Annotated in this window: 25 protein-coding genes; 15 read left to right on the top strand and 10 right to left on the bottom strand. The window is 73.4% G+C overall.

All coding sequences use genetic code 11. The features are described from left to right. The first annotated feature begins 26 nt into the window (after positions 1-26). Positions 27-980 carry a hypothetical protein gene (locus IEZ27_RS24185; protein WP_189649329.1) on the top strand — a complete coding sequence of 318 codons (954 nt, stop codon included), beginning with the start codon at positions 27-29 and terminating at the stop codon, positions 978-980. Between the two features lie 25 nt (positions 981-1,005). After that, a complete protein-coding gene (locus IEZ27_RS24180) occupies positions 1,006-2,631 on the top strand; it encodes a serine/threonine-protein kinase (protein WP_229824278.1) in 1,626 nt (541 codons plus the stop codon). Between the two features lie 17 nt (positions 2,632-2,648). On the opposite strand, the gene IEZ27_RS24175 is transcribed toward IEZ27_RS24180, so the two are convergent. Then, complete coding sequence (locus IEZ27_RS24175; protein ID WP_229824277.1) at positions 2,649-3,236, bottom strand: TetR/AcrR family transcriptional regulator; 588 nt, start codon at positions 3,234-3,236, stop codon at positions 2,649-2,651. A gap of 71 nt (positions 3,237-3,307) precedes the next feature. On the opposite strand from IEZ27_RS24175, the gene IEZ27_RS24170 reads away from it, so the two are divergent. From IEZ27_RS24170 to IEZ27_RS24155, 4 genes are read left to right on the top strand one after another with little or no spacing between them, the layout of a single operon-like run. Further along, positions 3,308-4,873, top strand: coding sequence for an ABC-F family ATP-binding cassette domain-containing protein (locus IEZ27_RS24170; protein WP_379478606.1), 1,566 nt, complete (start codon positions 3,308-3,310; stop codon positions 4,871-4,873). Next, entirely contained in the window at positions 4,867-5,739 is an 873-nt protein-coding gene (locus tag IEZ27_RS24165) for a Vgb family protein (protein WP_189649327.1), read from the top strand. The genes IEZ27_RS24170 and IEZ27_RS24165 overlap by 7 nt, the downstream gene beginning before the upstream one ends. A gap of 60 nt (positions 5,740-5,799) precedes the next feature. Next, complete coding sequence (locus tag IEZ27_RS24160; protein ID WP_189649326.1) at positions 5,800-6,747, top strand: quinone oxidoreductase family protein; 948 nt, start codon at positions 5,800-5,802, stop codon at positions 6,745-6,747. A 17-nt stretch (positions 6,748-6,764) separates the two neighbouring features. Continuing rightward, on the top strand, positions 6,765-7,385 hold the full coding sequence (locus IEZ27_RS24155) for a LysE family translocator (RefSeq protein ID WP_189649325.1): 621 nt from the start codon (positions 6,765-6,767) through the stop codon (positions 7,383-7,385). Here IEZ27_RS24155 and IEZ27_RS24150 read toward each other — a convergent pair. Genes IEZ27_RS24150 through IEZ27_RS24140 form a run of 3 tightly spaced genes read right to left on the bottom strand, consistent with a single transcriptional unit; the run spans position 7,376 to position 10,069 of the window. Beyond that, entirely contained in the window at positions 7,376-8,389 is a 1,014-nt protein-coding gene (locus IEZ27_RS24150; protein WP_189649324.1) for a PucR family transcriptional regulator, read from the bottom strand. The genes IEZ27_RS24155 and IEZ27_RS24150 overlap by 10 nt on opposite strands. Then, on the bottom strand, positions 8,389-9,180 hold the full coding sequence (locus tag IEZ27_RS24145) for an ABC transporter permease subunit (RefSeq protein ID WP_189649323.1): 792 nt from the start codon (positions 9,178-9,180) through the stop codon (positions 8,389-8,391). Before IEZ27_RS24145 ends, IEZ27_RS24150 begins: the two co-directional genes overlap by 1 nt. Further along, complete coding sequence (locus tag IEZ27_RS24140; protein WP_189649322.1) at positions 9,158-10,069, bottom strand: ABC transporter ATP-binding protein; 912 nt, start codon at positions 10,067-10,069, stop codon at positions 9,158-9,160. Before IEZ27_RS24140 ends, IEZ27_RS24145 begins: the two co-directional genes overlap by 23 nt. Before the next feature lie 109 nt (positions 10,070-10,178). Between IEZ27_RS24140 and IEZ27_RS24135 the strand changes: the two genes are divergently transcribed. After that, positions 10,179-10,991 carry a patatin-like phospholipase family protein gene (locus tag IEZ27_RS24135; protein ID WP_229824276.1) on the top strand — a complete coding sequence of 271 codons (813 nt, stop codon included), beginning with the start codon at positions 10,179-10,181 and terminating at the stop codon, positions 10,989-10,991. Between the two features lie 40 nt (positions 10,992-11,031). After that, positions 11,032-12,078: a 1-acyl-sn-glycerol-3-phosphate acyltransferase gene (locus tag IEZ27_RS24130; protein WP_189649320.1), complete on the top strand. Its 1,047-nt coding sequence runs from the start codon at positions 11,032-11,034 to the stop codon at positions 12,076-12,078. On the opposite strand, the gene IEZ27_RS24125 is transcribed toward IEZ27_RS24130, so the two are convergent. Beyond that, positions 12,048-13,547, bottom strand: a complete 1,500-nt coding sequence (locus IEZ27_RS24125; RefSeq protein WP_189649319.1) for a cobyric acid synthase — start codon at positions 13,545-13,547, stop codon at positions 12,048-12,050. The genes IEZ27_RS24130 and IEZ27_RS24125 overlap by 31 nt on opposite strands. 148 nt (positions 13,548-13,695) lie before the next feature. Between IEZ27_RS24125 and IEZ27_RS24120 the strand changes: the two genes are divergently transcribed. Continuing rightward, positions 13,696-15,045 carry an MFS transporter gene (locus IEZ27_RS24120; RefSeq protein WP_229824275.1) on the top strand — a complete coding sequence of 450 codons (1,350 nt, stop codon included), beginning with the start codon at positions 13,696-13,698 and terminating at the stop codon, positions 15,043-15,045. On the opposite strand, the gene IEZ27_RS24115 is transcribed toward IEZ27_RS24120, so the two are convergent. After that, entirely contained in the window at positions 15,042-15,917 is an 876-nt protein-coding gene (locus tag IEZ27_RS24115; RefSeq protein ID WP_189649317.1) for a diacylglycerol/lipid kinase family protein, read from the bottom strand. The genes IEZ27_RS24120 and IEZ27_RS24115 overlap by 4 nt on opposite strands. Positions 15,918-15,981: 64 nt before the next feature. Between IEZ27_RS24115 and IEZ27_RS24110 the strand changes: the two genes are divergently transcribed. The 3 genes from IEZ27_RS24110 to IEZ27_RS24100 are packed head-to-tail and all read left to right on the top strand — an operon-like array spanning position 15,982 to position 18,903. Continuing rightward, a complete protein-coding gene (locus IEZ27_RS24110; protein WP_189649316.1) occupies positions 15,982-17,541 on the top strand; it encodes a phospholipase D family protein in 1,560 nt (519 codons plus the stop codon). Further along, a complete protein-coding gene (locus IEZ27_RS24105) occupies positions 17,541-18,266 on the top strand; it encodes a phosphatase PAP2 family protein (RefSeq protein ID WP_189649315.1) in 726 nt (241 codons plus the stop codon). Before IEZ27_RS24110 ends, IEZ27_RS24105 begins: the two co-directional genes overlap by 1 nt. Beyond that, positions 18,253-18,903 (top strand): phosphatase PAP2 family protein, encoded by a 651-nt coding sequence (locus IEZ27_RS24100; protein ID WP_189649314.1) that lies wholly within the window; start codon positions 18,253-18,255, stop codon positions 18,901-18,903. The genes IEZ27_RS24105 and IEZ27_RS24100 overlap by 14 nt, the downstream gene beginning before the upstream one ends. On the opposite strand, the gene IEZ27_RS24095 is transcribed toward IEZ27_RS24100, so the two are convergent. The 3 genes from IEZ27_RS24095 to IEZ27_RS24085 all read right to left on the bottom strand — a co-directional run bounded on the left by IEZ27_RS24095 (position 18,894) and on the right by IEZ27_RS24085 (position 21,121). Further along, positions 18,894-19,619, bottom strand: coding sequence for a YqjF family protein (locus tag IEZ27_RS24095; protein ID WP_189649313.1), 726 nt, complete (start codon positions 19,617-19,619; stop codon positions 18,894-18,896). The genes IEZ27_RS24100 and IEZ27_RS24095 overlap by 10 nt on opposite strands. Positions 19,620-19,654: 35 nt before the next feature. Beyond that, complete coding sequence (locus IEZ27_RS24090; RefSeq protein WP_189649312.1) at positions 19,655-20,830, bottom strand: acyl-CoA dehydrogenase family protein; 1,176 nt, start codon at positions 20,828-20,830, stop codon at positions 19,655-19,657. Between the two features lie 66 nt (positions 20,831-20,896). Next, positions 20,897-21,121, bottom strand: coding sequence for an antitoxin (locus IEZ27_RS24085; protein ID WP_189649311.1), 225 nt, complete (start codon positions 21,119-21,121; stop codon positions 20,897-20,899). 108 nt (positions 21,122-21,229) lie between these two features. Here IEZ27_RS24085 and IEZ27_RS24080 point away from each other — a divergent pair, with 108 nt between their 5' ends. Both IEZ27_RS24080 and IEZ27_RS24075 read left to right on the top strand, forming a co-directional pair. Beyond that, entirely contained in the window at positions 21,230-22,123 is an 894-nt protein-coding gene (locus IEZ27_RS24080) for a DNA-3-methyladenine glycosylase family protein (protein ID WP_189649310.1), read from the top strand. 50 nt (positions 22,124-22,173) lie between these two features. Further along, positions 22,174-22,746: a DUF1707 SHOCT-like domain-containing protein gene (locus IEZ27_RS24075; RefSeq protein WP_189649309.1), complete on the top strand. Its 573-nt coding sequence runs from the start codon at positions 22,174-22,176 to the stop codon at positions 22,744-22,746. Here IEZ27_RS24075 and IEZ27_RS24070 read toward each other — a convergent pair. Next, positions 22,743-23,663: a TIGR03620 family F420-dependent LLM class oxidoreductase gene (locus tag IEZ27_RS24070; RefSeq protein ID WP_189649308.1), complete on the bottom strand. Its 921-nt coding sequence runs from the start codon at positions 23,661-23,663 to the stop codon at positions 22,743-22,745. The genes IEZ27_RS24075 and IEZ27_RS24070 overlap by 4 nt on opposite strands. 93 nt (positions 23,664-23,756) lie before the next feature. Here IEZ27_RS24070 and IEZ27_RS24065 point away from each other — a divergent pair, with 93 nt between their 5' ends. Beyond that, the gene (locus IEZ27_RS24065; protein ID WP_229824274.1) at positions 23,757-24,305 is read left to right on the top strand and encodes a TetR/AcrR family transcriptional regulator; all 549 of its coding nucleotides are present in this window, start codon (positions 23,757-23,759) and stop codon (positions 24,303-24,305) included. The last annotated feature ends 43 nt before the right edge of the window (positions 24,306-24,348 follow it).

Raw genomic sequence — 24,348 nt, 5'->3', positions numbered from 1 at the left:
TCGCCGGCCCCGGCAGGATCCCGATCATGGGTAACGTCAGGACGCCCGCCGCGGCGCTCGCGCTGGTGGTCCTCTACGGAGGTCTGCGCGTCTACTGGGAGCTCGGCCACATGCCCGAGCGGATGTCGCCGGTCGGGTCCGATCTGATCGTGTTCACCGGCTGGGGCGCGGTGGCCCTGTGCGCCGCCGCCGCGTCGCTGCTGGTCGTGATGACGGCTGTGATGACGACCAGCGGGCGTCCGGCGGGGCCGCTCCGGTGGGCGCCGCCGGCGCTGGCGTGGGCGGTGGGCGGCGCGCTCGTCGTGTCGGGGGCGCTGCTGCTGCTCGACGTGGTGGCCGTGGTCGTCCCCGGGCTCGGCGTCCCGTTCTCGTGGACGGGGGCGCTCAGCAAAGCGGCCTGCGTGGGCTCGGGGGTGCTGCTCTGGCGGACCGCCGGGGCCTACCGGCGGCGGGTCGAAGGGGCCTGCGGGGCGTGCGGGCGGCGTTCGTCCCGGGCGCTGGCCCGTACGCCGGGGTGGGCCTTCGCGGCGGCCTACGTCTCCGTGGCCGGGTGCCTGGGGCGCGTCGCGGCGCAGGCGGCCGTGGGGTTCGAGATGGTGCCGTACCGGGCCGGGGCGGTCATGTTCGAGGTGGAGTTCCTGCTCGCCGGGACGCTGCTGCCGCTCGCGCTCGTCCACCGGTTCGGGCGGGTGTGGCCGGGGTGGGTGCCCTGGCTGGCCGGACGGCGGGTGCCGCGTCCGCTGGTGTTGTGGCCGGGGGTCGCGGTGTCCGGCGGGCTGCTGGCCTACTTCGGGGTGGGGCTCGGGCAGATGGTCGCCGAACGGCTCGGCGGGGGCGTGCCGTTCTCCGGTGGGGATCTGCCCGAGGCGTTCTTCTGGGTGGCCGTGCCCGGGTACGTGGTCTGGGGCGCCGGGATGGCCGTCGCGGCCTGGTCGTACGCCCGGCGTACGCGCATCGCGTGCGAGATCTGCGGCAGATAGCCGCCAATCGGTAAGCTGGGCCGCCGTGAGCGGTGAAATATCCCAGATCGGACGCTACCGGCTGCTGAGCATGCTCGGACGAGGTGGCATGGGCACCGTCCACCTCGCCGAGGACCCGGCAGGTCAGCGGGTCGCCATCAAGGTGATCAACCCCGAACTCAGCCAGCACGAGCAGTTCCGGATGCGCTTCCGCCGGGAGGCCGACGCCGCCCGCCGCGTACGCCGGTTCTGCACCGCCGCGGTGATCGAGGCCGCGCTCGACGGCAGCCTGCTCTACGTGGTCACCGAGTACGTGCCGGGCCCCAACCTGGAGGAGGCCGTACGCCAGTCCGGGCCGCTGCGCGGGTCCAGCCTCGACGCGCTGGCCGTCGGCGTGGCCACCGCGCTCACCGCCATCCACGGCGCGGGAGTGGTGCACAGGGACCTCAAGCCGTCGAACGTGTTGTTGTCCCCCGTCGGGCCGCGCGTGATCGACTTCGGCATCGCGCGGGCGCTCGACACGCTGGGCGGCGTCACCGGCACCGGCGAGCTGGTCGGCACGCCCCGGTACATGGCGCCCGAGGTGCTGCGGGGCGAGCCGGTCTCACCCGCGTGCGACGTGTTCTCGTGGGGCTGCCTGGTCGCGTTCGCGGCGAGCGGGCGGGCGCCGTTCGGCGGCGACACGCTGCCCTCCATCGTCTACCAGGTCCTCAACACCGAGCCGAACCTCGACGACGTCGATCCCGGCCTGCGCGAGCTGGTCGGGGCGGCGCTGCGCAAGGACCCGGCCGCGCGGCCCACCGCCCAGCAGCTCCTCGACCACCTCGTGGGACGTTCGGCGGCGCCCGAGCAGGCCGCGCACACCGTGCAGGTGGCCTGGCAGCACGCCACCACGCCGTTCACCGAGAGCCGGCCGGCCGCGGCGCGGCGGCGCGGGCGGCTGGCCGGGATCGGCGCGGCCGCGGCGGCGGTGCTCCTGGCCGGAGGCCTGGCCGGCTGGGCGCTGCTCGCCCCGAGCGGGCCGCCCGACGACCTGGGCGTGCTCTACCGCGAGGACTTCACGCAGACCTTGGGCGGCTGGACGGGCACGTACGACGCCGACACGACGGGCAGCAAGGGTTACCGCACGGACGGCACGTACGGGCTCGACGTGGGGAGCGACCGCGAGGAGCAGCGGGCCAAGGCCCCCATCCCCTTCCTCGTCGCCACGCCGACCGGCACCCCCGACCCCTCGGCCACGCCCACGCCGATGTTGCCGTCGTCGGTGGTCGTCGGCGTCACCGCCGAGGTACGGGAATCGACGGGCAACGGCGAGTACGGCCTCTACTGTCACAGCTCCGACAACGACGACACCTCCTACGAGTTCGGGCTCGACACCGCGGGCAACACCCGGATCCGCCGCGTGTACGACGGCTCGGGCGGCACGCTGACCCAGCCCGCCAAGGTGGACGGGCTGAAGGGCCGGGTGCGCGTCGTGGCCTCGTGCGAGCAGCGCGGCTCGGGGGTGCGGCTGACGATGTGGGTGAACGACAAGCGGGTGCAGCAGGTGGACGACCCCAACGGGCTCGGCAACGGCCATGTGGGCGTGTTCGCGCGTACGCCCAAGGACAGCGAGTCGCTGCTGAAGATGACGTTCGACGACTTCGAGCTGCGGGGGCAGAAGGAGCCGTAGGCGGCCTCCCCCGCCCTCTACAGGACCCCGGCGCGGGCGGCGGCCAGGGCGGCGTCGGCGGCGCGGTCGGCGTCCTGCTCGCTCACCGGTTCGTGCGCGACGAACAGCCGGTAGTAGACCGGCGCGACGGCCACCCTGATCACCTCCCGCGCGTCCACGCCGCCGGGCAGCTCGCCGCGGGCGATCGCCCGCCGCACCACCTCGGCCGACTGGTCGTGGCGGGCGGCGAAGAAGTCGTGGAGCGCCCGCGCCGCCTCCGGGCTCTGCACGGCCGCCGCCACGAACGCCGACGACACCGGCCCGAGCTCGGGATCGGCGAACCCGCTGCGTACGAGCTGGACGACCCCGCGCAGGTCGCCCTCGACGCCGCCGGTGTCGGGGATCGGCCACGGCTCGCCCCCGGCCAGCTCCAGCGCGTCGGAGATCAGGCCCTCCGCGCTGCCCCACCGCCGGTAGACCGTGGTCTTGTGGACGCCCGCGCGCGCGGCCACGTTCTCGACCGTCAGGCCGCGGAAACCGTGCTCGGCCAGCTCGGCCAGGGTCGCCTGGCGCACGGCGTCACGCACCCGCGCGCTGCGCCCTCCAGGACGCCTGCTCGTCTCCAAAAACTACTCCAGTTGCGTTTGCGGCTCCGGCTGTGCAACACTAAAGCTACAACAGTTGCGATTGGAGTTCCATCCTGATCAACGTCCGGAACATCGGCAAGACGTACGGCGACCGCGCCGTGCTCACCGGGGTGTCCCTGTCCGCGGGGCCCGGCGAGCGCCTGGCGATCGTCGGGGAGAACGGCTCGGGCAAGTCCACGCTGCTGCGGCTGCTGGCGGGCGTCGAGCGGCCCGACGACGGCGAGATCACCGTGACCGGCGACGTCGGCCACCTCGGCCAGACCCTCGGCCTGCCGCTCGACCACACCGTCCGGCAGGCGGCCGACCACGCGCTCGCCGGCCTGCGGGCCATGGAACGCAGGCTGCGCGAGCTGGAGTCGACGTTCACCGACGACGTCATGGACGAGTACGGCGAGCTGCTGACCGCCTACGAGGCCCGCGGCGGCTACGAGGCCGACGCCCGGATCGACAGGGCGCTGCACGGCCTCGGCCTGGCGCACGTCGCCCGCGACCGGGTGTTGTCGAGCCTGTCGGGCGGCGAGCGCGCCCGGCTCGGCCTGGCCTGCGTGCTGGCCGCCGACCCCGCCACGCTGCTGCTCGACGAGCCGACCAACCACCTCGACGAGCCGGCGCTGACCTGGCTCGAAGAGCGGCTGCGCGGGCACCGGGGGCCGGTGGTCGTGGTCTCGCACGACCGGGTCTTCCTCGACCGGGTGGCCACCGCCGTCCTGGAGGTCGAGGAGGGCTCCGTCACCCGCTACGGCGGCGGCCACAGCGGCTTCCTGGCCGCCAAGGCGGCGGCGCGGGCCCGGTGGGAGCAGGCGTACGCGGCCTGGCGCGAGGAGGTCCGGCAGGTGCGCGAGCACGCCGCCACCACCGCCCACCGCGTGGCGGCCGGGCGGGCGATGAAGGACAACAACAAGATGGCCTACGACCGCAACGCGGGCCGCGTCCAGAGCTCGGTGGCCGCCCGGGTGCGCAACGCCCACGAGCGCCTGCGCCGCCTGGAGGACGACCCGGTCCCGCGCCCGCCGGCCCCGCTGCGCTTCCGTGCCGCCTTCCGCGCTCCCGCTCCGCCGGCCGACGCCACGGGCGTGCCCCGGCCCCTGGTGGAGCTGCGGGACGTCCACGTCGGCGACCGGCTGCACGTCGGGTCGCTGACCGTCCGGCCCGGCGAGCGGGTGCTGGTGAGCGGGCCCAACGGCGCGGGAAAGTCCACGCTGCTGCGGGTCATGGCCGAGCGGGCCGGGTGCCGGGTCGGCCACCTCGCGCAGGACGACGACCTCGACCCCGGCCTGGCCGTGCCGGCCGCGTTCGGGCACGACGGTTACGCCGACGAGCGGCGCGCGGCCCTGCTGGACACCGGCCTCTTCCCGCCGCACGTGCTCGGCCAGAAGGTGGGCGCGCTCTCGGTCGGCCAGCGGCGGCGGTTGTCGCTGGCCGGGCTGCTGATCCGGGAGCACGACCTGCTGCTGCTCGACGAGCCGACCAACCATCTGTCACCGGCCCTGGCCGACGAGCTCGACCACGCGATCGCCGCCTACCGTGGCGCGGTGGTCATGATCACGCATGACCGCGCGCTGAGGCGGCACTTCCGAGGCACCGAAATCCGATTGGCAGGGGGACACATATGTTGATCACGATCGCCGAAGGCGCGCCCTACGGCGTCGCCACCGCCGCCGACGGCGCACTCTGGTTCACGCTCGTGCACCAGGGCCGCGTCGGCAGGCTCGTGCCGGGTCACGAGCCGGTGATCCACCAGCTCGACCCGGCCGACGGGCAGCCCGGCGTCATCGTGCCCGGCCACGACGGCACGATGTGGTTCACCGAAGGCAAGGGCGGCCGGGTCTGCCGGATCACCGCCGACGGCGAGGTCACCGCGTACGAGGCCGACTCGCCGTACGGGATCGTCGCCGGGCCCGACGGGGCGATGTGGTTCACCCAGATGGGCAGCGGCCGGATCGGGCGCATCGGCGGCGCGGGCGACCGTTCGGACTTCGACGTGCCGGTCGAGGGCGGCATGCCCGCCTTCATCACCGTGGGGAGCGACGACGCGCTCTGGTTCTCGATCAACCAGGGCGACGCCATCGGCCGGGTCTCCCTGTCGGGCGAGGTCACCGTCCATCCCCTGCCCACCAAGGGGGCCGCCCCCGTGGGCATCACGGCGGGGCCGGACGGCGCGGTGTGGTTCGTGGAGATCGGCGCCGGTCAGGTCGGGCGGATCGACCCGGCCGGCGGGATCACCGAGTTCCCGCTGCCCGACCGGGGCTGCCGTCCCCACGCCATCGTCGCCGGGCCTGACGGCGCGCTCTGGTTCACCGAGTGGGCGGCCGGCCGCCTCGGCCGCATCACCGTCGACGGCGCGATCGAGGAGCACGACCTGCCCTCGGTGCCCTCGTCCACGGCCGGCGACAAGGGCTCGGAGCCCCACGGGCTGACGGCCGGGCCCGACGGGGCGATCTGGGTGGCCCTGGAGGCGGGCGCGCTGGCCCGCGTACGGTGACGACAGGCCGGGGGCGCCCCGGGGTGGCACTCACGGTCGTGGGCGGAGTTGACTGGGGGCATGCATGCCATCATCGTCTCCGCCCAGGGCGGTCCAGAGGTTCTTGAGTACGTCGAGCGTCCCGACCCGGCGCCGGGTGACGGGGAGGTCGTCGTGGACGTCGCGGCCGGCGGCGTCAACTTCATCGACATCTACCACCGTTCCGGCGCCTACCCGCTCTCCCTGCCCAGCCCGATCGGGTCGGAGGGGGCGGGAGTGGTCTCGGCCGTCGGTCCCGGGGTGCGCGAGGTGGCCGTCGGGGACACCGTGGCCTGGGCGGGCGTGCTGGGGAGCTACGCGGACAAGGCCGTGGTGCCGGCCGACCGGCTGGTGCCGGTGCCCGACGGCGTGCCGGCCGAGGTGGCCGCGGCGACGATGTTGCAGGGGATGACCGCCCACTACCTCACCCACTCCACGTACGCGGTCAAGGAGGGTGACCAGGTGCTGGTGCACGCCGGGGCCGGGGGCATGGGTCTGCTGCTGATCCAGCTCGCCAAGCTCCGCGGCGCCAAGGTCTACAGCACGGTCTCCACACCCGAGAAGGAGAAGCTGGCCCGCGCGGCCGGGGCCGACGAGGTGCTGAGCTACGAGGACTTCGGGGACGAGCTGCGCGGCCGCGTCCACGTCGTCTACGACGGCGTCGGGAAGACCACGTTCGACGGCGGCCTGAAGGCGCTGCGCCCGCGCGGCCTCATGGCCCTGTACGGCGCGGCCAGCGGCCCGGTGCCGCCGATCGACCCGCAGGCGCTCAACCGGGCCGGCTCGCTCTTCCTCACCCGGCCCACGCTCGTCGATTACGTCGCCGAGCGCGAGGAACTTCTCTGGCGGGCCGCCGACCTGTTCGGCTGGATCTCCTCCGGGCAGCTCAGGATCACCGTGTCCCATCGGTACCCGCTGGCCGAGGCGGGCCGGGCGCACGAGGACCTGGCCGCCCGGCGTACGACCGGAAAGCTGCTGCTCATCCCCTAGCGCTACGCTCGCCCTTTGTGGACATCAATACGGCAGTTTGGTCGTTCGCTGCCGTCGTCGCGCTCCTGACGCTCACCCCGGGGCTCGACACGGCTCTCACCCTGCGCACGTCGCTGCTCGTGGGCAGGCGGGCGGCCTGGGGGGTGGTGCTGGGCATCCAGCTCGGCACGCTCGCCTGGGGCGTGCTCACCGCGGCGGGGCTGTCGGCGCTGCTGGCGGCCTCGCGGCTGGCCTACGACGTCCTGCGCTGGGCTGGGGCGGCGTACCTGGTGTGGATGGGGGTGCGCATGCTGCTGGCCAAGGGCGCGGCCGGCGAGGAGGAGGCCGGGCAGCGGGCGTTCGGGTTCGGGAAGGGGTTCCGGCGCGGGCTGCTCACGAACCTGCTCAACCCCAAGGTCGGGGCCTTCTACGTGGCGATGTTGCCGCAGTTCATCCCGGCGGGGGCGCCGCACGCGGTGATGGGCCTGCTGCTGGCCGGGGTGCACGTGGCCGAGGGGCTGGTGTGGAGCGCGGTGCTGATCGGGTTCGCCTCGCTGATGAGCGACGTCCTCAGGTCGGCCCGGGTACGGCGGGTCCTCGACCGGGTGACCGGCGTGGTCATCGTCGGGTTCGGGCTGCGGCTCGCCCTTCACGACTGATCCCAGGGCCAGTCCAGCAGGCGCGCGCCCAGCACCGCGGTCTCCAGGGTGAAACGCTGGGTGGGGTCGTCGGGCGAGAAGCCGGTCAGCCGCCGGATGCGTTCCAGCCGGTACGTCACCGCCCGCGGGCTGATCCCCAGCCTGCGGGCCGCCGCCGCCTGGTTGCCGTGCGCGGCGAAGACCGCCTCCAGCGTCTCGACCAGCGGCTCGTGCCCGCCCCTCGCCCGGAGCAGCGGGCTCAGCACGCTGGTCACCAGGTCCTCGATCGCGCCCCGGTCGCGCAGCAGCACGGGGAAGACCAGCAGGTCGGCGGCCCTGACCACGTCGAGGTCGAGCCGCAGCGCGTCGGCCAGCTCCAGCGCGCCGGCCGCCTCCCTGAACGAGGTCACGACACCGCCCGGCCCCCGATGTGCCCGGCCCACGCCGACCCGCCAGCCGGGCGGGAAGCGGGCGCGTACGTGATGGGTGAACTCCCCCACGGCGGCGGGCAGCGTGGCGGGCACGACACACACCAGCAGCCCCTCGCGCACGGCCACCAGCACGTTGTGCGAGCCGAACCGGGCGATCAGGTCACGTTCGATGCGGTCCTGGTCGCCCTCGCGCAGCCCGCGGGCGGCGGCCACCACATACGACTCGGCCAGCCGGAGCCCGAAGTGCTCGGCCCGCTCGGCCAGCCGCTCGGCCCGTCCCTGGAGCAGGTCGTCGACGAACTCCCTGCGGGCCGTCTCCTCGCCCCTGATGGCGGCGAGCTGGGCCAGTTCGTACCCCTCCATGAGCGCCGAGACGGCCCTGCGCAGCGCGGGCAGCACGTCCGGCAGGCCCTCGGCGGCGGCGAGCGCGCCGTCCACCAGCGTCCGCAGCGGGACGCCCCGCTCGGCGGCGCGCGTGCCGTCGGCGCGGCAGGCGTCGAGCGCCGCGCGCGTGGGCAGGCGCCCGGTCGCGGCGGCGGCCAGCGCCTGACAATGCCCGCCGAGCAGGTCGGCGGGCATCTCGGGGAGCACCATCACACTCCTACGTCACGCCTGTCGAAGGACAGGATCGCGGTGAGCACGAGCACGGCCGTCGCTCCCGCCAGCACAAGGTAGTCCCCGACCGGCAGGCCCTCATAGAGGGGCCGCCCCTCGGCGTAGTAGTGGAACGGCGAGACCCACTTCAGCCACGAGATGGCCGCCACGTTGCGGCCGAGTGTGACGACGATGTACCCGGCCGCCGCCCACACGCCGACGACGGACGAGGCGATCATCCTGCGGCCGGTGACCGCGCCCACGGTCAGGGCCACGGCGCCGAAGAACAGCGCGAGCAGCAGCACGCCGGCGTGCGCGGCCAGGACGCGGTCGAACGGCACCCCGATCCCGGCCGCGTCCCCGGCCGCCCACGCCACGGCCAGCGTGACGGCGAACACCGCCAGCAGCGCCAGCGCCAGCGCGCAGAACCGCTGGAGGACCAGCCGCCTGCGGTCCACCGGCAGCGTGACGACGAGTTCCAGCGTCCCGGCCTCCTCCGGCTGGGCGATCGCCCGGTTGGCCAGCATCGTGGCGAGCACGACGAACAACATCGGGACGAAGAGCTGGTAGACGACCGTCTGGAGGAAGTTGACGCCGGAGGCCAGGTCCGGCATGCCGCCCATGAGGTCCCTGAGCGGGCCGGGGTACTTGGCCATGGCCTGCTGGTTGAACGTCCTCGGGTCCTCGCTGAAGCTCCTGAAGAGACTGATGTAGAGGGCCATGAACGTGCTGATGCCGACGGTCCACCAGATCAGGGCCCGCCGGTGGTCACGCAGACTCCTGGCGATCATGGTGCCGTTCCTCCTCGCTGTAGTAGGTCAGGAAGATCTCTTCGAGGTCGGGCTCGGCGCTGACCAGGTGCACCACGGTGAACCGGGCGGCGGCCTTGACCAGGGCGTCCGGGCGGCCGTCGATCGTGCACCGGACGCTGGCCCCCTCGACGCGCAGGTCGCGCACGCCCGGCAGACCCTCGAACGCCGACCGCGGCACCGGGGCGTCGAAGTGCAGCTCCATCCGGCGTACCGCCTTCTCGCGCAGCGCCGCCACGTTCTCCACGGCCACCAGGCGGCCCCGGCGGACGATGCCGACCCGGTCGGAGACGCTCTCCACCTCGGCCAGCACGTGCGAGGACATGAGCACGGTCCGGCCGGCCGTGCGCACCTCCCGTACCAGGGCCAGGAACTCCTGCTGGACGAGGGGGTCGAGCCCGCTGGTCGGCTCGTCGAGTATGACGAGCTCCGGCTCGTGCATGAACGCCTGGATCAGCCCGACCTTCTGCTTGTTGCCCTTGGAGAGCTTGCGCATCGGCACCGACAGGTCGGCGTCGAACCGTTCGGCCAGCGCCTCGATGCGGCTGCCCGGCACCCCGCCGCGGACCCGGCCGAGGAAACGCAGGTAGTCGAGGGCCTGGTCGCGGCCTTCGAGCGCGAGCTCGCCCGGCAGGTAGCCGACCCGGGAGCGGACGGCGGCCGTACGCGGATCCTCGCCCAGCACGCGCACCGAGCCGCGGGTGGGCCTGATCACGTCGAGCAGCAATCTGATCGTGGTGGTCTTGCCGGCGCCGTTGGGACCGAGGTAGCCAAAGATCTCGCCGGGCCGGATCTCCAGCGTGAGGTCTTCGAGCCCGCGCCGGTCGCCGTAGTACTTGGTCAGCCCTTCGGCCTGAACCGCTGCTGTCATGCCGGAATCGTCCCGCCGGCGCGCCGCCGGGTCACTGGCCGATGTCGGCAGCGTCGCAGCCCGGTTGCCTTCCGGGACACGGCAACGCGGATGCGGCAAGGTGGGATGCGTGGAGACGGCGTTCGTGCTCGGTGGCGGCGGCGTGCTCGGCGCGCACGAGGTGGGCATGCTGCGGGCTCTCGACGACTTCGGCATCCGGCCCGGCCTGGTCGTCGGCACGTCGGTGGGCGCGCTGAACGGCGCGCTGGTCGCGGCCGACCCCGCGCGGGCGGTCGCCCGGCTGACCTCGTTGTGGCGGTCCGACGTCGTGCGCACGGCGTTCGCCGGGTCGTGGGTGGCCCGGCTGTCCACGCTGGCCAGGACCGGCACCCATCTGCATTCCAACGGTCCGCTGCGCGAGGTGCTGGCCGCGACGGTGCCCACGGAGCTGATCGAGGAGCTGGAGGTGCCGTTCCAGTGCGTGGCGGCCTCGGTCGAGCGGGCCGCGGCCCACTGGTTCAGCAGCGGGCCGCTGGTGGAGGCGGTGCTGGCCTCGTGCGCGGTGCCGGGGTTGCTGCCGCCCGTGGCGATCGGCGGGGAACACTTCTTCGACGGCGGGCTGGTGCACAGCATCCCCGTCGGCCGGGCCGTGCGGCTCGGGGCCGAACGGGTCTACGTGCTGCACGTCGGCCGGATCGAACGGCCGCTGACCGCGCCCAGGCGGTTCTGGGAGGTGGGGATGGTGGCGTTCGAGATCGCCCGCCGCCACCGGTTCGCCGAGGAGATGGCCACGCTGCCGCCGGGGGTGGAGGTGCACGTGCTGCCGGCCGGGGCCACCGAGCCGCTGTCACCTTTGCGCTACCGGGACCTGTCCCAGATATCCACCTACATCGACCGGGCCTACGAGGCTTCTTCCCGCTATCTGCGGACAAGAGAAGGATGAAGGCCCGACCTCAGGGACGCTGACCCCAGGGAGGCCGCCGTTGCTCCCCCCGCGTATCGTGCGCCGGATCGTCCTGGCTCCGCTCGTCATCGTGGTCACCGTGTTCATGCTGGTGACGCTGCCGTTGTGGCTCGCGGTCACGTTCGGGGCCTCGTTGCGGCTGCCGCCGCCGCAGCGCAGGGGGCTGCGGTTCGTCTGGTTCGGGGTGGCGTGGCTGACGCTGGAGTCGGCGGTGCTCATCGCCTGCCTGGGGTTGTGGTTGTCGGGCGCGTTCGGGCGGGCCCGGCACCAGGAGCGCCACTACGCGCTGATCCGGTGGTTCCTGTCGAAGGTGTACGCGGCGGCCGTGCGCATCTTCCGGCTGACCCTGGACGTCGAGGAGCCCCCGCCCACCGCGCAGGAGCAGGCGGCCCGGCTGAGCCGCCCGATCGTGGTGCTCTCCCGCCACGCCGGCCCAGGCGACTCCTTCCTGCTGATCTATCACCTCTTATCCCTGTACGAACGCCGCCCCCGCATCGTCATGAAAGCCGCCCTCCAGTACGACCCGTCGCTCGACGTCGTGATCAACCGCCTGCCGAACGCCTTCGTGCCGCGCCGGTCCGGCCGCCGGCGGGTGATCGAGGAGATCCGGCGGCTCGCGGCGACCATGGACGACCGGGACGCGCTGGTGATCTTCCCCGAGGGCGGCAACTTCACCCCGCGCCGCCGCCGGCTGGCGATCCGGCGGCTGGAGGAGAAGGGCCTGGCCGAGGAGGCGGAGCGGGCGCGCGGCATGGACCATCTCCTGCCGCCCCGGCCCGGCGGGGCCGTCGCCGCGATCAGCGCCTGCCCGCGGGCCGACGTGGTGTTCGTCGCGCACACCGGCCTCGACGACCTCATCACGATCGGCGACGTGTGGCGCAGGCTGCCGTACGCGGCGCGGATCACGGCCAAGTGGTGGCGGGTGCCCGCGTCCGAGGTGCCCCGTGACCGTGAGGAGCAGGTCCGCTGGCTGTACTCCCATTGGGAGGAGATCGACGCCTGGATCACCGCCCAGCGCGGGCGTTCGCCCCGGGATCAGGCGGAAGGGGCGCCCGGCGGCAGGTAGGGCACCGGGGCCGGACCGTCGCGGAGCACTCGCAGCAGGGCGTCGGTGTCCAGATTGGCCTCGATCAGGTCGCCCAGGGCGTCCAGGCGGTCCTCGCGGAGGCGGGCGAAGTCGGTGTCCGGGGCGGGCACGAACGCGCGTCCCGCCCGGTCGGCGACGTCGGCCAGGAAGGCCCGGCGGAAGGCGTCGTTCTCCAGGGCGCCGTGCCAGGTCGTGCCCCACACGTCGCCGGCGCGGCACCCGTCCAGGAACGGCTCGCCGCCCTCGACCGTCGCCACCCCGTGGTGGATCTCGTACGCGCTGACCGGCTCCCCGTACGCCTGCCCGACGGGCCGGCCGAGCCGTTTGCCGGCCGCGAACTCCACCCGCACCGGCAGCAGCCCGAGCCCGTCCACCCGGCCCGCCCGCGACTCCACCTCGTCCACGATCTCCCGGCCCAGCATCTGGAACCCGCCGCAGATCCCCAGTACGGGCCCGCGCCGGGCGAGGAGGGCGTCGGCCAGCCCGGTGCGCCGCAACCAGGCCAGGTCCTCGACCGTGGCCCGGGAGCCGGGCAGCACCACCAGGTCGGCGTCGTCGAGTTCGACCGGGTCGGTCACGAACCGCACCACCACGCCGGGCTCGGCGGACAGCGCGTCCAGGTCGGTGAAGTTGGAGATCCTGGGCAGCCGGACGACCGCCACGCGCAGCGTCTGCCTGCCCACCGGCCGGCCGGTCACGACCCGGCGGGAGTCCAGCGCGAGGGAGTCCTCGACGTCCATCCACAGGCCGTCGAGCCAGGGCAGCACGCCGTACACGGGCCGGCCGGTGAGCTCGCGCAGCATGTCGAGGCCGGGTTCGAGCAGTTCGCGGGCGCCCCGGAACTTGTTCACGACGAACCCGGAGACGTGGGACTGGTCGGCGGCGTCCAACAGCGCGACCGTGCCGTAGAAGGCGGCGAACACGCCTCCTCTGTCGATGTCGCCGACCACGACGACGGGCAGCCCGGCGGCCCTGGCCAGGCCCATGTTCGCGATGTCGCCGCGGCGCAGGTTGATCTCGGCGGGGCTGCCGGCGCCCTCGCAGATCACCACGTCGTACTGGTCGCGCAGGCGTCGCAGGGACTCCAGGGCGGTGGAGCGCAGGAGGTCCTTCAGGGCGCCGTACTCCATGGCGTCCACGTCCGCGACGGGCTCGCCCATGAGCACGACCTGGCTGCGGCGGTCGCTGCCCGGCTTGAGCAGGACGGGGTTCATGTCGGCGACCGGTTCGAGCCCGGCGGCCTGGGCCTGCATGGCCTGGGCGCGGCCGATCTCGGCGCCGCCTGCGGTGACGTAGGAGTTCAGCGACATGTTCTGGGCCTTGAAGGGCGCCACACGCACGCCCTTGCGGGCCAGCCAGCGGCAGATCCCGGCGGTCACCACGCTCTTGCCCGCGTCGGACGTGGTTCCGGCGACCAGCATCGCCCCCGTGACCTGCGCAGCTTTCATGCGATCACCGTACATGAGCCCCAAACTGCGAAATTTCCCAGAAAGGGGCCATTTACGAATCGTGTGACTTCTGCCACTCTGGCTAGAACGTTCGCCTAGAACGTAATTCTAGATTTTTCTACTGGAAAGGGTGGGCATGATCGGGACGTTGGGTTCGCCACGCGCTGGCGTCATCGACGCGCAGACCCGGGCGCCGTTCGGCTGGGCGCCGCTGGTCGTGCTCTTCATCGTCGGGCTCGTGGACCGGATCGAATACAACCTGCTGTCGGGGGTGCTGCCGCTCGTACAGAAGGAGTGGGGCTTCAGCGACACCGCGGCCGGCTCGATCCCCACGGCGGCGGCGCTGGCCGCCGCGATCGTGTCCCTCCCCGCGGGCTTCCTGGCCGACCGGTTCAGCCGTACGCGGATCATCGCGGTCGTCGTCCTGGTCTGGGCGGTCGCCACGCTCGGGTCGGGCGTGGCCACCGGCTTCGTGATGTTCTACCTGATGCGGGTGCTGCTCGCGGCGGCCGAGAACATCGACAACCCGGCGGCCGGCAGCCTGCTCGCCGACTACTACCCTCCGGTCAGCCGGGCCAAGGCGTACGGCCTGACCCGCGTCACGACCTACCTCGGCGGCGTCGGCACGCTGCTGGGCGGCGTGCTGGCCGAGGCGTTCTCGTGGCGTACGGCGTTCCTGGTCATGGTGGTGCCCGGGGTGCTCACGGCGGTGCTCGTCTGGTTCCTGCGCGAGCCGGGCCGCGGCGACCTGGACCGCCTGGTGGCCGGCGCCCCCGCCGAACAGCCCACCTCGCAGCCCACCGAGCAGTCCACCGAGCAGTCCGCCGGGCAGCCCGTCGAGCAGCCCAAGGCGCCCTTCTGGCAGCAGTTCGGGCAGGTCGTCCGCATCCCGACGCTGTTGTTCGTCTGCGTCGGGCTGGGCCTGCTGACCCTCGGGCTGGCCGGGATCTTCTACTGGCTGCCGACCCTCATGGTCCGCGGCTACGGCGTCGGCGTCGGCGCCGCCGGCTCACTGAGCGGCCTGGTCACCATCGCCGGCACGCTGGCCGGCACCCTCGCCGGCTCCTGGCTGGGCCGCAAGTGGCACGGCACCCGCAAGGGCGGCAGGCTGCTGGCCGGCGGCGGCGGCATCACGGCGGGCGCGGCGGTGCTGGCCGGCGCGCTCGCCATGGACTCGATCGGCGCCATGACCGCGCTGGTCCTGCTGGCCTGCTCGCTGATGTCGATCGCGATCCCGAACATGACGGCCTGCCTGGCCGACGTCGTCCCGGCCGCCGCCCGCGGGCTCGGCTTCGCCGTCCTGCAACTGCTCATCACGGCGGCCGGCGCGTTCGGCTCGCTCGTCGTCGGCATCGCCTCCGACCAGTTCGGCTCGCTGATCGGCGGCATGTACCTGCTGGTCGTACCCATGATCGTGGGCGGCCTTCTGACGCTCGGGGCCCGCGCCTCCTTCGAGCGCGACGCCAAGCGGGTGATGGACGCCGCCCGCGCCGCCTAGGGCAGGCAGACGGTCAGCGCGCCCGGGGCCACCTCGGCTTTGATCCTGGTGGTGGCCTCGCGGTCACCCCCGTCCAGCTCGTACGTCAACGGTGACCCGAACCGGGCCGACACCTTGCGGGCCCGGGTGATGCGGACGAACGGCGAGTCCTCCGACCGTCCGGCGGCCATCTTGCCCATCACCCTGGCCCACTGGACCGGCCCCTTGGCCGTGGACAGGCCCACCTCCAGCCAGCCGTCGTCCGGCCGCGCGTCGTCGAACGCCTCGATCCCGCCGGCGATCGTGCCCACGTTGCCGAGCAGCAGGCAGCTCGCCTCCCCCTCGAACCAGGTGGCGCCGTCCACCTTCACCGTCATCGGCACCAACGGCCCGCCGACGTGCCGGACGGCGGCCTTGACGTAGCTGAGCTTGCCGAGCTTCCGTTTGGCCTTGCCGTCGGCCTCGGCGATCATCTCGGCCTCGAACCCGGCGCCGGCCATGACCGCGAAGTGCTCGCCGTTGAGCAGGCCGAGATCCAGCTCGGCCCGCCGGCCCCGGAAGCCGATCCGTACGGACTCCTCCAGGTCGATGGGGATGCCCAGGTTCGTGGCGAACAGGTTGGCGGTCCCGGCGGGCAGGATCGCCATCGGGACGCCGGACCCGGCCATGGCGTCGGCGCACCGTTGCACCATGCCGTCGCCGCCCCAGACGAACACCAGCTCCGCGCCCGCGTCGAGGGCCTTGCGCACCTTCTTGGGCGCCTTCCTGCTCTTGGGCACCTCGTGCCAGACCAGCTCGCCGACGTCCTGCTCGCTGAGCAGCACGCGCAGCCGGTCGAGGCCCGCGCCGAGGATCTTCTTACGATGAGCGACAACCGCGATGGTGGGGGACACGCCTCCCGCACTACCCGAGGATTGCGGGGTTATGAGTAGGTTTCGAGCGGGTAGCGGTGGCCGAATGCGTATCCAGGACTGGTTCCTCACCGAGGAGGAACGCGACAACCGGGCCACCGAGCTCGACGCCTGGTCCAGCGGCAACGACGTACGCCCGCTCGTCCACGGCTCCACGTACTTCGCCGAGCTGAGCACCCGCCTGGAGGCGTTGCGCGAGGACGACCTGCTGCTGTTCGCCGACTGGCGGGGCGACCCCGACGAACGCCTGACCGACGACGGCCCCACGGTCGGCGCGGCACTCGGCGCCGCCGCGAAGCGCGGCGTCGTGGTCAGGGGCCTCATCTGGCGCTCGCACCTGGACCGGCTGCGTTTCAGCTCGGCCGAGAACCGGCACCTGGGCGAGGAGATCGAGGACGCGCACGGGCAGGCGATGCTCGACACGCGGACCAAGCCGGGCGGCTCGCACCACCAGAAGTTCGTCATCATACGCCATGACCGCGACCCCTCGGCGGACGTCGCCTTCGTCGGCGGCATCGACCTGTGCCACAGCCGCCGCGACGACGCCCGCCACCTGGGCGACCCGCAGCCCTGCCCGATGCCCGGCGTGTACGGCCCCCGCCCGCCCTGGCACGACCTCCAGCTCGCCATCCGCGGACCGGCGGTCGCCGAGGTGGAGAAGACCTTCTGCGAGCGCTGGGAGGACCCGGCCCCCGAGACCAGGGACCCGCTGCGCCGCCTGCGCGACCACGTCAGCAAGCTGGACGACGCTCCCCCGCTGCCCGAGCCCGGCCCGCCGCCCCCGCGCGCGGGCACCCACCACGTGCAGATCCTGCGCACCTACCCCGCCCGGCGCAGCGCCTACCCGTTCGCGCCCGACGGCGAGCGCAGCATCGCGCACGCCTACCACAAGGTGCTCGGCCGGGCCCGGTCGCTGGTGTACCTGGAGGACCAGTACCTGTGGTCCACGGACGTGATCGAGCCGTTCGCGCGGGCGCTGGAGCGCGAGCCGGGGCTGCGGATGATCATCGTGGTGCCGCGCCACCCCGACCAGGACGGCTGGCTGGCCGGCCCCGCGAGCCTGATCGGCCGGGTCGAGGCGCTGAACCTCCTGACGCGGGCCGGCGGCGACCGGGTGGCGGTCTACGACCTGGAGAACCACCAGGGCACGCCCGTCTACGTGCACGCCAAGGTGTGCGTGGTGGACGACGTGTGGGCCTCGGTCGGGTCGGACAACGTCAACCTGCGCTCGTGGACGTACGACTCCGAGCTGAGCTGCGCGGTCCTGGACGAACGGGAGGACCCGCGCCTGCCGTACGGCGCCCTGAAGTTCGCCCGCGACCTGCGGCTGACGCTCATGTCCGAGCACCTGGACGAGGAGTCGCAGGCGGGCCTGGACGAGCTGTGCGACCCGGTCGCGGCGTTCGACGCGTTCGCGGAGTCGGCGGACCGGCTGGAGGCGTGGCACTCGGCCGGCCGCCGGGGCCCGCGCCCGCCCGGCCGGTTACGTCCGCACCCCGCGCCCGGTCTGTCCCGGGTCCGCAGGGCCATGGCCATGCCGCTCTACCGGTTCGCCGTCGACCCCGACGGCCGGCCGCCGCGGCTCCGGAGATCGCGGAGGTTCTGATGACCACGTTCCCGTTCCGCAGGCTGGGACCGAGGTTGACGGTCGCGGCGTTCGCCGCCGCGCTCATCATGATCCCGTTCTCCCTGCTGCTCGTCATCGCCAAGATGCCGCTCAACCGGCTGGACTCCGGGGTGGCCCGCGAGCTGCACGCGTACGCGCTGGCCCATCCGGGCGTGACCAGGGTGCTCATCGTCTGGACCGATCTGTTCGGCCCGTGGCCGTGGCGGATCGCGGTCGGCGCGTTCACCGTGTGGCTGCTGGTGCGGGGCAGGCGCCGGCTGGCCCTGTGGGCGATCACGACCGTGACCGCGGGCGGTCTGATCGGGCTCGGCCTGAAGATCCTCGTCGCGCGGGTGCGTCCGCACCTGCCCGATCCCGTCGCGCTGGCCCCCGGCGACTCCTTCCCCTCCGGCCACGCGGTCAACGTGACCCTCGGCGCGGGGGTGGTCACCCTGCTCCTGCTGCCGCAGCTGCCCCGGCGGGGACGGCGGCTCGCCTGGGCGCTGGCCTGGTTCGTGGTGGTGTCGGTGGGCTTCACCAGGATCGCCCTCGGCGTGCACTGGGTGAGCGACGTCGTGGCGGGGATCGTGCTGGGCGTGGCGGTGATCGCCGCGACGTCGGCGGCGTTCGAGACGTGGCGCCGCGACACGGGCCGCAGGCCCACCGCGCCGCTGTCCGAAGGTTTGGAACCCGAGCCGCTGAAGGTGCCCGATGAGCAGAGCTGAGCAGGTCCGGTACTACGCGCTGTCGCTGGTGTTACCCCTGGTGCTGATGGGCGCCGTCACGTACGGCATGGGGCTGCTCGTCGTCGGCGTGCCCCAGCCCGGCGACGTGGCCCTGAGCAAGGGCCTGGCCTCGATCCGCACGCCGCCGTGGAACACGCTCACCGACTACGGCACCAGCCTGTCGGACACGCCGTACGTCGTGGTGTTCACGGCGGTGGCGGCGATCGTCTTCCGGCTGGTCCTCAAACGCTGGCTGGAGTCGGTGTTCCTGATCGCGGCGGTGTGGGGCCAGTCGCTGGTCTTCCTGGCCACCACCGAGCCCGTCGGCCGGAGCCGGCCGCCGGTGCCCCACCTCGACCCCGCGCCGCCCACCTCCAGCTTCCCCTCCGGGCACGTCAGCGCCGCCGTCGCGTTCTACTGCGGGATGGCCCTCGTACTGAGCACGCACGTACGCGGCCGGGCGCCGCGGGTGGCGATCTGGGCGGTCGGGGTCGCGGCCCCGCTGATCGTGGCCTTCTCCCGGCTCTACCGCGGCATGCACTTCTTCACGGACGTGACGTGGGGGCTGCTGCTCGGGGTGTTCTGCGTGGTGGTGGCCGCCCGCTCGATCCTGCGCCGCTCCCCGGATCACCCCTGACGGCCCGCGCCGCGGGGCCCCCGCCGCCACATGCCGACGCGCACCGGAACGCCGGGAGAGCCGTACAGGAGGGGCGGCCCGTCCGGCGCGGGCAGCCCGGCGGCGTCGGTCAGGTCCTGCTCCAGCGCGTCCAGCCGGGCGTGGTGCAGCGGCCACGGTGGATGCTCGACCTCGGCGTCGGCCAGGCGCCCGGCGACGACGCTGAACAGGCGGAACCTGGCGGTGAGGAAATGGGCCGGCTCGTCGCGCGCGGCGGCGGTCAACGGCGGGCCCGCGGTCACGTCGGCGTCGCAGCGGGCCCCGCCGAAGCGGCGGCGGCTCCGGTAACGCAGGAGGGGGCCTTCGGACCGTACGGACATGCGCGCCCAGTGGTACGGCAGCCAGAACCCGGCACGGCCCCCGAGCACGGCGGGCAGCGTCCCGGCGTCCAGGGACAGGAACCAGATGCCGCTGCGGCCCCGTTCGTCGCGGACGTAGGTCCGCAGGTTCGTCTCGGGAAAGGCGGGCATCCGCGGCAGCCCCGGGACCCCGACGTCCTCCATGACGAACGGCACCAGCCCGACCCAGGCCGTCGAGTCGAACGTCTCGGCCGTGAGCCCGTCGGGCAGCAACCGCTGGACGGTTCCGGGCGGATAGCGCCAGTGCATGAAGGTCATCCGCGACCAGCGCTGGTACATCACCGGCCGGGCGACGCGCGGGGACACCGGGGCTCTCATGCCGCGGCGTCTACCCGCCACGGCCGCCGATCATGTCAGACGAAGGCCCCCAACCCGGTCACGGCCCGGCCGACGATCAGGGTGTTGATCTCCCTGGTGCCCTCGTAGGAGTAGATCGCCTCGGCGTCGGCGACGAACCTGGCGATGTCGTAGTCCAGCAGGATGCCGTTGCCCGCCAGCAGCTCCCGGGCCCAGCCCACGACCTGGCGCATCTGCGTCGTGCAGTACGCCTTGGCCAGGGCGGAGTTCTCGTCCCGGTAGACGCCGGCGTCCTGGAGCTGGGCCAGCCGGACGACCATGCCGCAGCAGGCGGTGGCGTTGCCCAGCATCCTGACCAGCAGATCCTGCACGAGCTGGAACGAGCCGATCGGCCGGCCGAACTGCTCGCGTTCCTTCGCGTAGTCCAGGGCGATCTCGTAGGCGGCGATCATGATGCCCACCGCCTGCCAGGCGACCCCGCTGCGGGTACGGCGCAGGATCCGCGCGGTGTCGCGGAAGGAGCCGGCCTTCTGCAGCCGGTCGGCCTCCGGGACCCGGCAGCCGGTCAGCGTGATGTCGGCGTTCTGGACGGTACGCAGCGCCATCTTGTTCTCGATCTTCGTGGCGGTGCAGCCGGGGGTGCCCTTCTCCACCACGAAGCCCTTGACCTGCCCGTCGGCGGCGTCCCGCGCCCAGACGACGATGAGGTCGGCGAACGTGCCGTTGCCGATCCAGCGCTTGGCGCCGTCGAGCACCCAGATGTCGCCCTCGCGCCTGGCCGTGGTGCGCAGGCCGGCGGCCACGTCGGAGCCGCCGGTCGGCTCGGTCAGCGCGAACGCGCCGATCTTCTCCATCCTGCTCATCGCGGGCAGCCAGCGCCGCCGCTGCTCGGCCGAGCCGCACTCGGCGATGCTGCCCATGGCCAGCCCGGTGTGCACGCCGAAGAAGGTGGCCATCGAGGCGTCGGCGTGCGCCATCTCCAGGGCGAGGAAGCCGCTGAGCAGGCCGCTCGGCCTCGGCCCCGGGCACTCGGGGTGCGCCAGGCCCGCGATGCCCAGGTCGGCGTAGCCCTTCACCAGCTCCAGGGGGAACTCCGCCCGCACCCAGCAGTCGTTGGCGACCGGCACGACCTTCTCCCGCAGGAACGTGCGCACCCGCAGCAGGATCTCCCGCTCGTCGGCGGAGAGCAGGTGCTCGAACTCGTAGAAGTCCCCGGTCAGCAGCTCGGACATGGTGTCGCCTCCCTCCCCGGCGCGGCGGGCGCCCGTCCCCTGTGGCGGGGACGGGCGCCCGGGGGTTCACTTCTGCTGGTCGCCCTTCGGCCGGGCCTGCTTGCGCTCCCGCCCGTCGCTGCCGCCGTAGCTGCGCCGCACCGCGTCCGTGCCCTGCTCGACCTGCTCGTCGAACTTGTGGCCGGTACGCTCCTCGATCTCGTCCTCGACCCGGTCGAGCAACTGGTCGGCCTGCTGCGGGTGCTGTTTCGCCAGCTCTTCGGCCTTCTTGACCCAGTCCTGTGCACTCATGCCTGTCTCCCCCGTACGTGTGCGATTGGCCAGCGCTAGCCCTACCCTTCGCGGTCCGGACCACACGGAGCGTCCCGGCCGCCACGGGGGCCGCCTACCATACGGCCCATGACCACGCCCACCACCACACACGGATTCAGGCTCGACGCGGAGGGCCCGTACGACTTCGGCGCGACGCTGCGTTTCGTCGAGGACTGGCCGGCCACCAGCGCGCTGCCCTCCGACGGGCGGACGCTGCGCTTCGCCTACTGCGCCGAGTCCGACTGGCTGCCGATCGGGGTGAGCGTGACCGCCGCTCCCGGCGGGGTCGCGGTCACCACCACCCGCGCCACCGGTCCGGCGATCCGCGGCGAGGTGGCCCGCATCCTCTCCCTCGACGTGGACGCCGGCGGCTTCGCCGAGCTCGGCGCGGCCGACCCGGTGCTGGGCGACGTGCAGCGGCTCAGCCCGGGGCTGCGTCCGGTGTGCTTCTGGAGCCCGTGGGAGGCGGCCTGCTGGGCGGTGATCGTGCAACGCTCGTCGATGCTCGTCGCCTCGCGGATCAAGCAGCGCATCGCCGACCGGTACGGCGCGGCCGTCACCGTGGACGGGCAGGCGTACCAGGCGTTCCCGCCGCCCATGAGCCTGGTGGAGGCGGGCGGGCTCGGGCTGCCCGCGCAGAAGGAGGAGTGGTTGCGCGGGCTGGCCAGGGCGGCGCTCGACGGCGTGCTCACCACTGAGCACCTGCGTGCGCTCGCCCCCGAGGAGGCCCTGGCCGAGCTGCGCGCGCTGCCCGGCGTCGGGCCGTTCTCGGCCGGTCTGATCCTGATCCGCGGCGCGGGCGCGCCCGACGCGTTCCCCGGCGACGAGCCGCGGCTGTTCGCGATCCTGCGCGAGGCGTACGGGCTGCCCGAGGACGCGCCGGCGGGCGCCTACCGCAGGATCGCCGAGTCGTGGCGGCCCTACCGGTCGTGGGCCTCGTTCCTGTTCCGCGCCGCCGGCTACCGGGCCGCCGGCGACTGAGCGCCGCGCGCGCGTGGCCCGGCCGCCCGATGATCCTTAGAGTGGTCGCCATGACGGACGACGCCGGCATCCGGGCCGGCGACCACGATCGCGACCAGGTGGCCGCCAGGCTGCGGCAGGCGGTCGCCGAAGGACGCATCAGCCTCGAAGAGCTGCACGACCGCATCGACCGCACGTACGCGGCCAGGACGGTCGGTGAGCTCGGCGCGCTGGTCGCCGACCTGCCGCCCGTCTCCTCCGGGCTCGTCCCGGTCTCCGACGTGCTGACGATGCACACCGAGCACTGGCGGGTCCGCCGGGACGGGCGGTGGGTGGTGCCGCCGCGCATCGACGTCAGGCTCGGCGTCTGGGGCACCGCGAAGCTGGACTTCCGCGCCGCGGAGTGCCTCCACCGGGAGGTGCTGGTGCACGTCCGGATCACCTCGTGGTTCGGCGACCTGCATCTGAAGGTGCCGCACGGGTGGCACGTACGGGCCGACGAACTGGTCTCCCCGGGGCTCGGCCAGCTGCACGACAAGCCGGTCGAGCCGCCGTCCGACGACGGCGTCGTGCTGCGGCTGACCGGTCACAGCCGCGGCGACATCTGGGTCCGCTACCGCCACCCGCTCCCGTCTGACCTCTAGAGAGATGTCAGGGCGGCCAGCTCGCGCCATTCGGTGAGGGGGAGCTCGCCGGGACGGTCGGTGAGCACCTGGAGGCAGACGTGGTCCGCGCCCGCGTCGAAGTGGGCCCGGACCCGCCGCTCGATCGCCTCGACCCCGCCGTGGGCGACGATCGCGTCCACCAGCCTGTCGCTGCCGTGCTCGATCTCGTCCTCGTCGAAGCCGAGGCGGCGCAGGCTGGCGATCTGGTGGGCGGCGCCGGTGCGGTAGAAGGAGACGTGCTCACCGGCCAGCTCGCGGGCCCTGGCGGCGTCGGGGTGCAGCACGACGGCCTGCTCCACGGCCAGCAGCGCACCGGGGCCCATGGCCTTCCTGGCCCGCGCGGTGTGCTCGACGGTCACGAAGTACGTGTGCGCGCCGAGCGTGCGCCCGGCCGCCAGGTCGAGCATCTTGGGGCCGAGCGCGGCCAGCATGCGGCGCGGCGGACGTTCCGGGGCCGGCGAGGCCAGCGGCACGGCGTCCATGGCGTCGAGGTAGGCGCCCATCGTGGTCACCGCGCGGCCCCGGCTGGGGATCGCGTAGCCGTCCATCTGGATCGGCTGGTCGCTGACGCGGTGGCCGCCGAGGCCCAGTACGTACCGGCCGGGGTGGGCCTCGTTGAGCGCACGTTCGGCGGCGGCCATGGTGATCGGGTCGCGCAGGGCGATGTTGGCGATGCCGGCCGCGACCGTGATCCGCCTGGTCGCCGAGAGCAGCAGCCACGACTGGCTCACCGAGTCGCGGCCGAACCCCTCCCCGAACCACAACGCGCCGTAACCCAGCTCCTCGATCTCGGCCGCGGCGTCGCGCGCCTCACCCGCCGGACGGGCGTCGAAGGCGAACGTCCACACGCCCACCCTGCCCAGATCAGGCCTGTCGTCGTGAGGGTTGTCGGTCATGAGGTCACCGTCCCGTCTATACGGAGAACTTCTCCGGTTACGTCGGGGACTATAATCGGAGAAGTTCTCCGATTCAACCCGCGGGAGTGTCCAGTGCCGGCACGGGCGATGCGCGCCGACGCGCGCCGCAACTACGAGCAACTGGTGGCGGCGGCCATGGCCGTGGTCGCCGAGGAGGGGCCCGACGCCTCGCTCAACGAGGTCGCCAAACGGGCCGGCGTCGGGGCGGGCACGCTCTACCGGCACTTCCCCACCCGCGAGTCACTGCTCGCGGCCGTGTACGAGGGTCGGCTGGCCCGGCTGTGCGCGCGGGCGGAGGAGGCGGGCGGGGCGCTGCCGCCCGCCGAGGCGCTGGTGGACTGGCTGCGGGCGCTGGTCACACACGCCATGACCGACCGGGGGCTCGGCGCGCGGATGATGCTCTCGCCGGAGGCGGCCGGGGTGGACTGCTGGGCGACCCTGCACGCCGCCGCCGAGCGACTGCTGCGGCCGGCCCAGGAGGCGGGGGCCGTACGGGCGGACGTGGAGGCGGCCGACCTCATCGCACTGGCCGGCGGCATAGCCCAGGCCACCCCCGACCCGGCCCACGCCACCCACCTCCTCACCCTCACCCTCAACGGCCTCCTGACCCCCACCCCCTGACCTCAACACCCCAGGCCGGACCACGACAGGCGGGGCCCTCGAC

The organism is Nonomuraea spiralis, assembly GCF_014648435.1.
Taxonomy (GTDB): Bacteria; Actinomycetota; Actinomycetes; order Streptosporangiales; family Streptosporangiaceae; genus Nonomuraea; species Nonomuraea spiralis.
This window is presented reverse-complemented; position numbering and strand designations above follow the sequence as displayed.

Bases quoted from the DNA above. Each gene is read 5' to 3' on its own strand.
- IEZ27_RS24185 (WP_189649329.1), top strand. From the start codon at position 27: ATGGGTAACGTCAGGACGCCCGCCGCGGCGCTCGCGCTGGTGGTCCTC.
- IEZ27_RS24165 (WP_189649327.1), top strand. From the start codon at position 4,867: ATGTTGATCACGATCGCCGAAGGCGCGCCCTACGGCGTCGCCACCGCC.
- IEZ27_RS24160 (WP_189649326.1), top strand. From the start codon at position 5,800: ATGCATGCCATCATCGTCTCCGCCCAGGGCGGTCCAGAGGTTCTTGAG.
- IEZ27_RS24150 (WP_189649324.1), bottom strand. From the start codon at position 8,389: ATGGTGCTCCCCGAGATGCCCGCCGACCTGCTCGGCGGGCATTGTCAG.
- IEZ27_RS24145 (WP_189649323.1), bottom strand. From the start codon at position 9,180: ATGATCGCCAGGAGTCTGCGTGACCACCGGCGGGCCCTGATCTGGTGG.
- IEZ27_RS24140 (WP_189649322.1), bottom strand. From the start codon at position 10,069: ATGACAGCAGCGGTTCAGGCCGAAGGGCTGACCAAGTACTACGGCGAC.
- IEZ27_RS24125 (WP_189649319.1), bottom strand. From the start codon at position 13,547: ATGAAAGCTGCGCAGGTCACGGGGGCGATGCTGGTCGCCGGAACCACG.
- IEZ27_RS24110 (WP_189649316.1), top strand. From the start codon at position 15,982: ATGCGTATCCAGGACTGGTTCCTCACCGAGGAGGAACGCGACAACCGG.
- IEZ27_RS24105 (WP_189649315.1), top strand. From the start codon at position 17,541: ATGACCACGTTCCCGTTCCGCAGGCTGGGACCGAGGTTGACGGTCGCG.
- IEZ27_RS24100 (WP_189649314.1), top strand. From the start codon at position 18,253: ATGAGCAGAGCTGAGCAGGTCCGGTACTACGCGCTGTCGCTGGTGTTA.
- IEZ27_RS24095 (WP_189649313.1), bottom strand. From the start codon at position 19,619: ATGAGAGCCCCGGTGTCCCCGCGCGTCGCCCGGCCGGTGATGTACCAG.
- IEZ27_RS24090 (WP_189649312.1), bottom strand. From the start codon at position 20,830: ATGTCCGAGCTGCTGACCGGGGACTTCTACGAGTTCGAGCACCTGCTC.
- IEZ27_RS24085 (WP_189649311.1), bottom strand. From the start codon at position 21,121: ATGAGTGCACAGGACTGGGTCAAGAAGGCCGAAGAGCTGGCGAAACAG.
- IEZ27_RS24080 (WP_189649310.1), top strand. From the start codon at position 21,230: ATGACCACGCCCACCACCACACACGGATTCAGGCTCGACGCGGAGGGC.
- IEZ27_RS24075 (WP_189649309.1), top strand. From the start codon at position 22,174: ATGACGGACGACGCCGGCATCCGGGCCGGCGACCACGATCGCGACCAG.
- IEZ27_RS24070 (WP_189649308.1), bottom strand. From the start codon at position 23,663: ATGACCGACAACCCTCACGACGACAGGCCTGATCTGGGCAGGGTGGGC.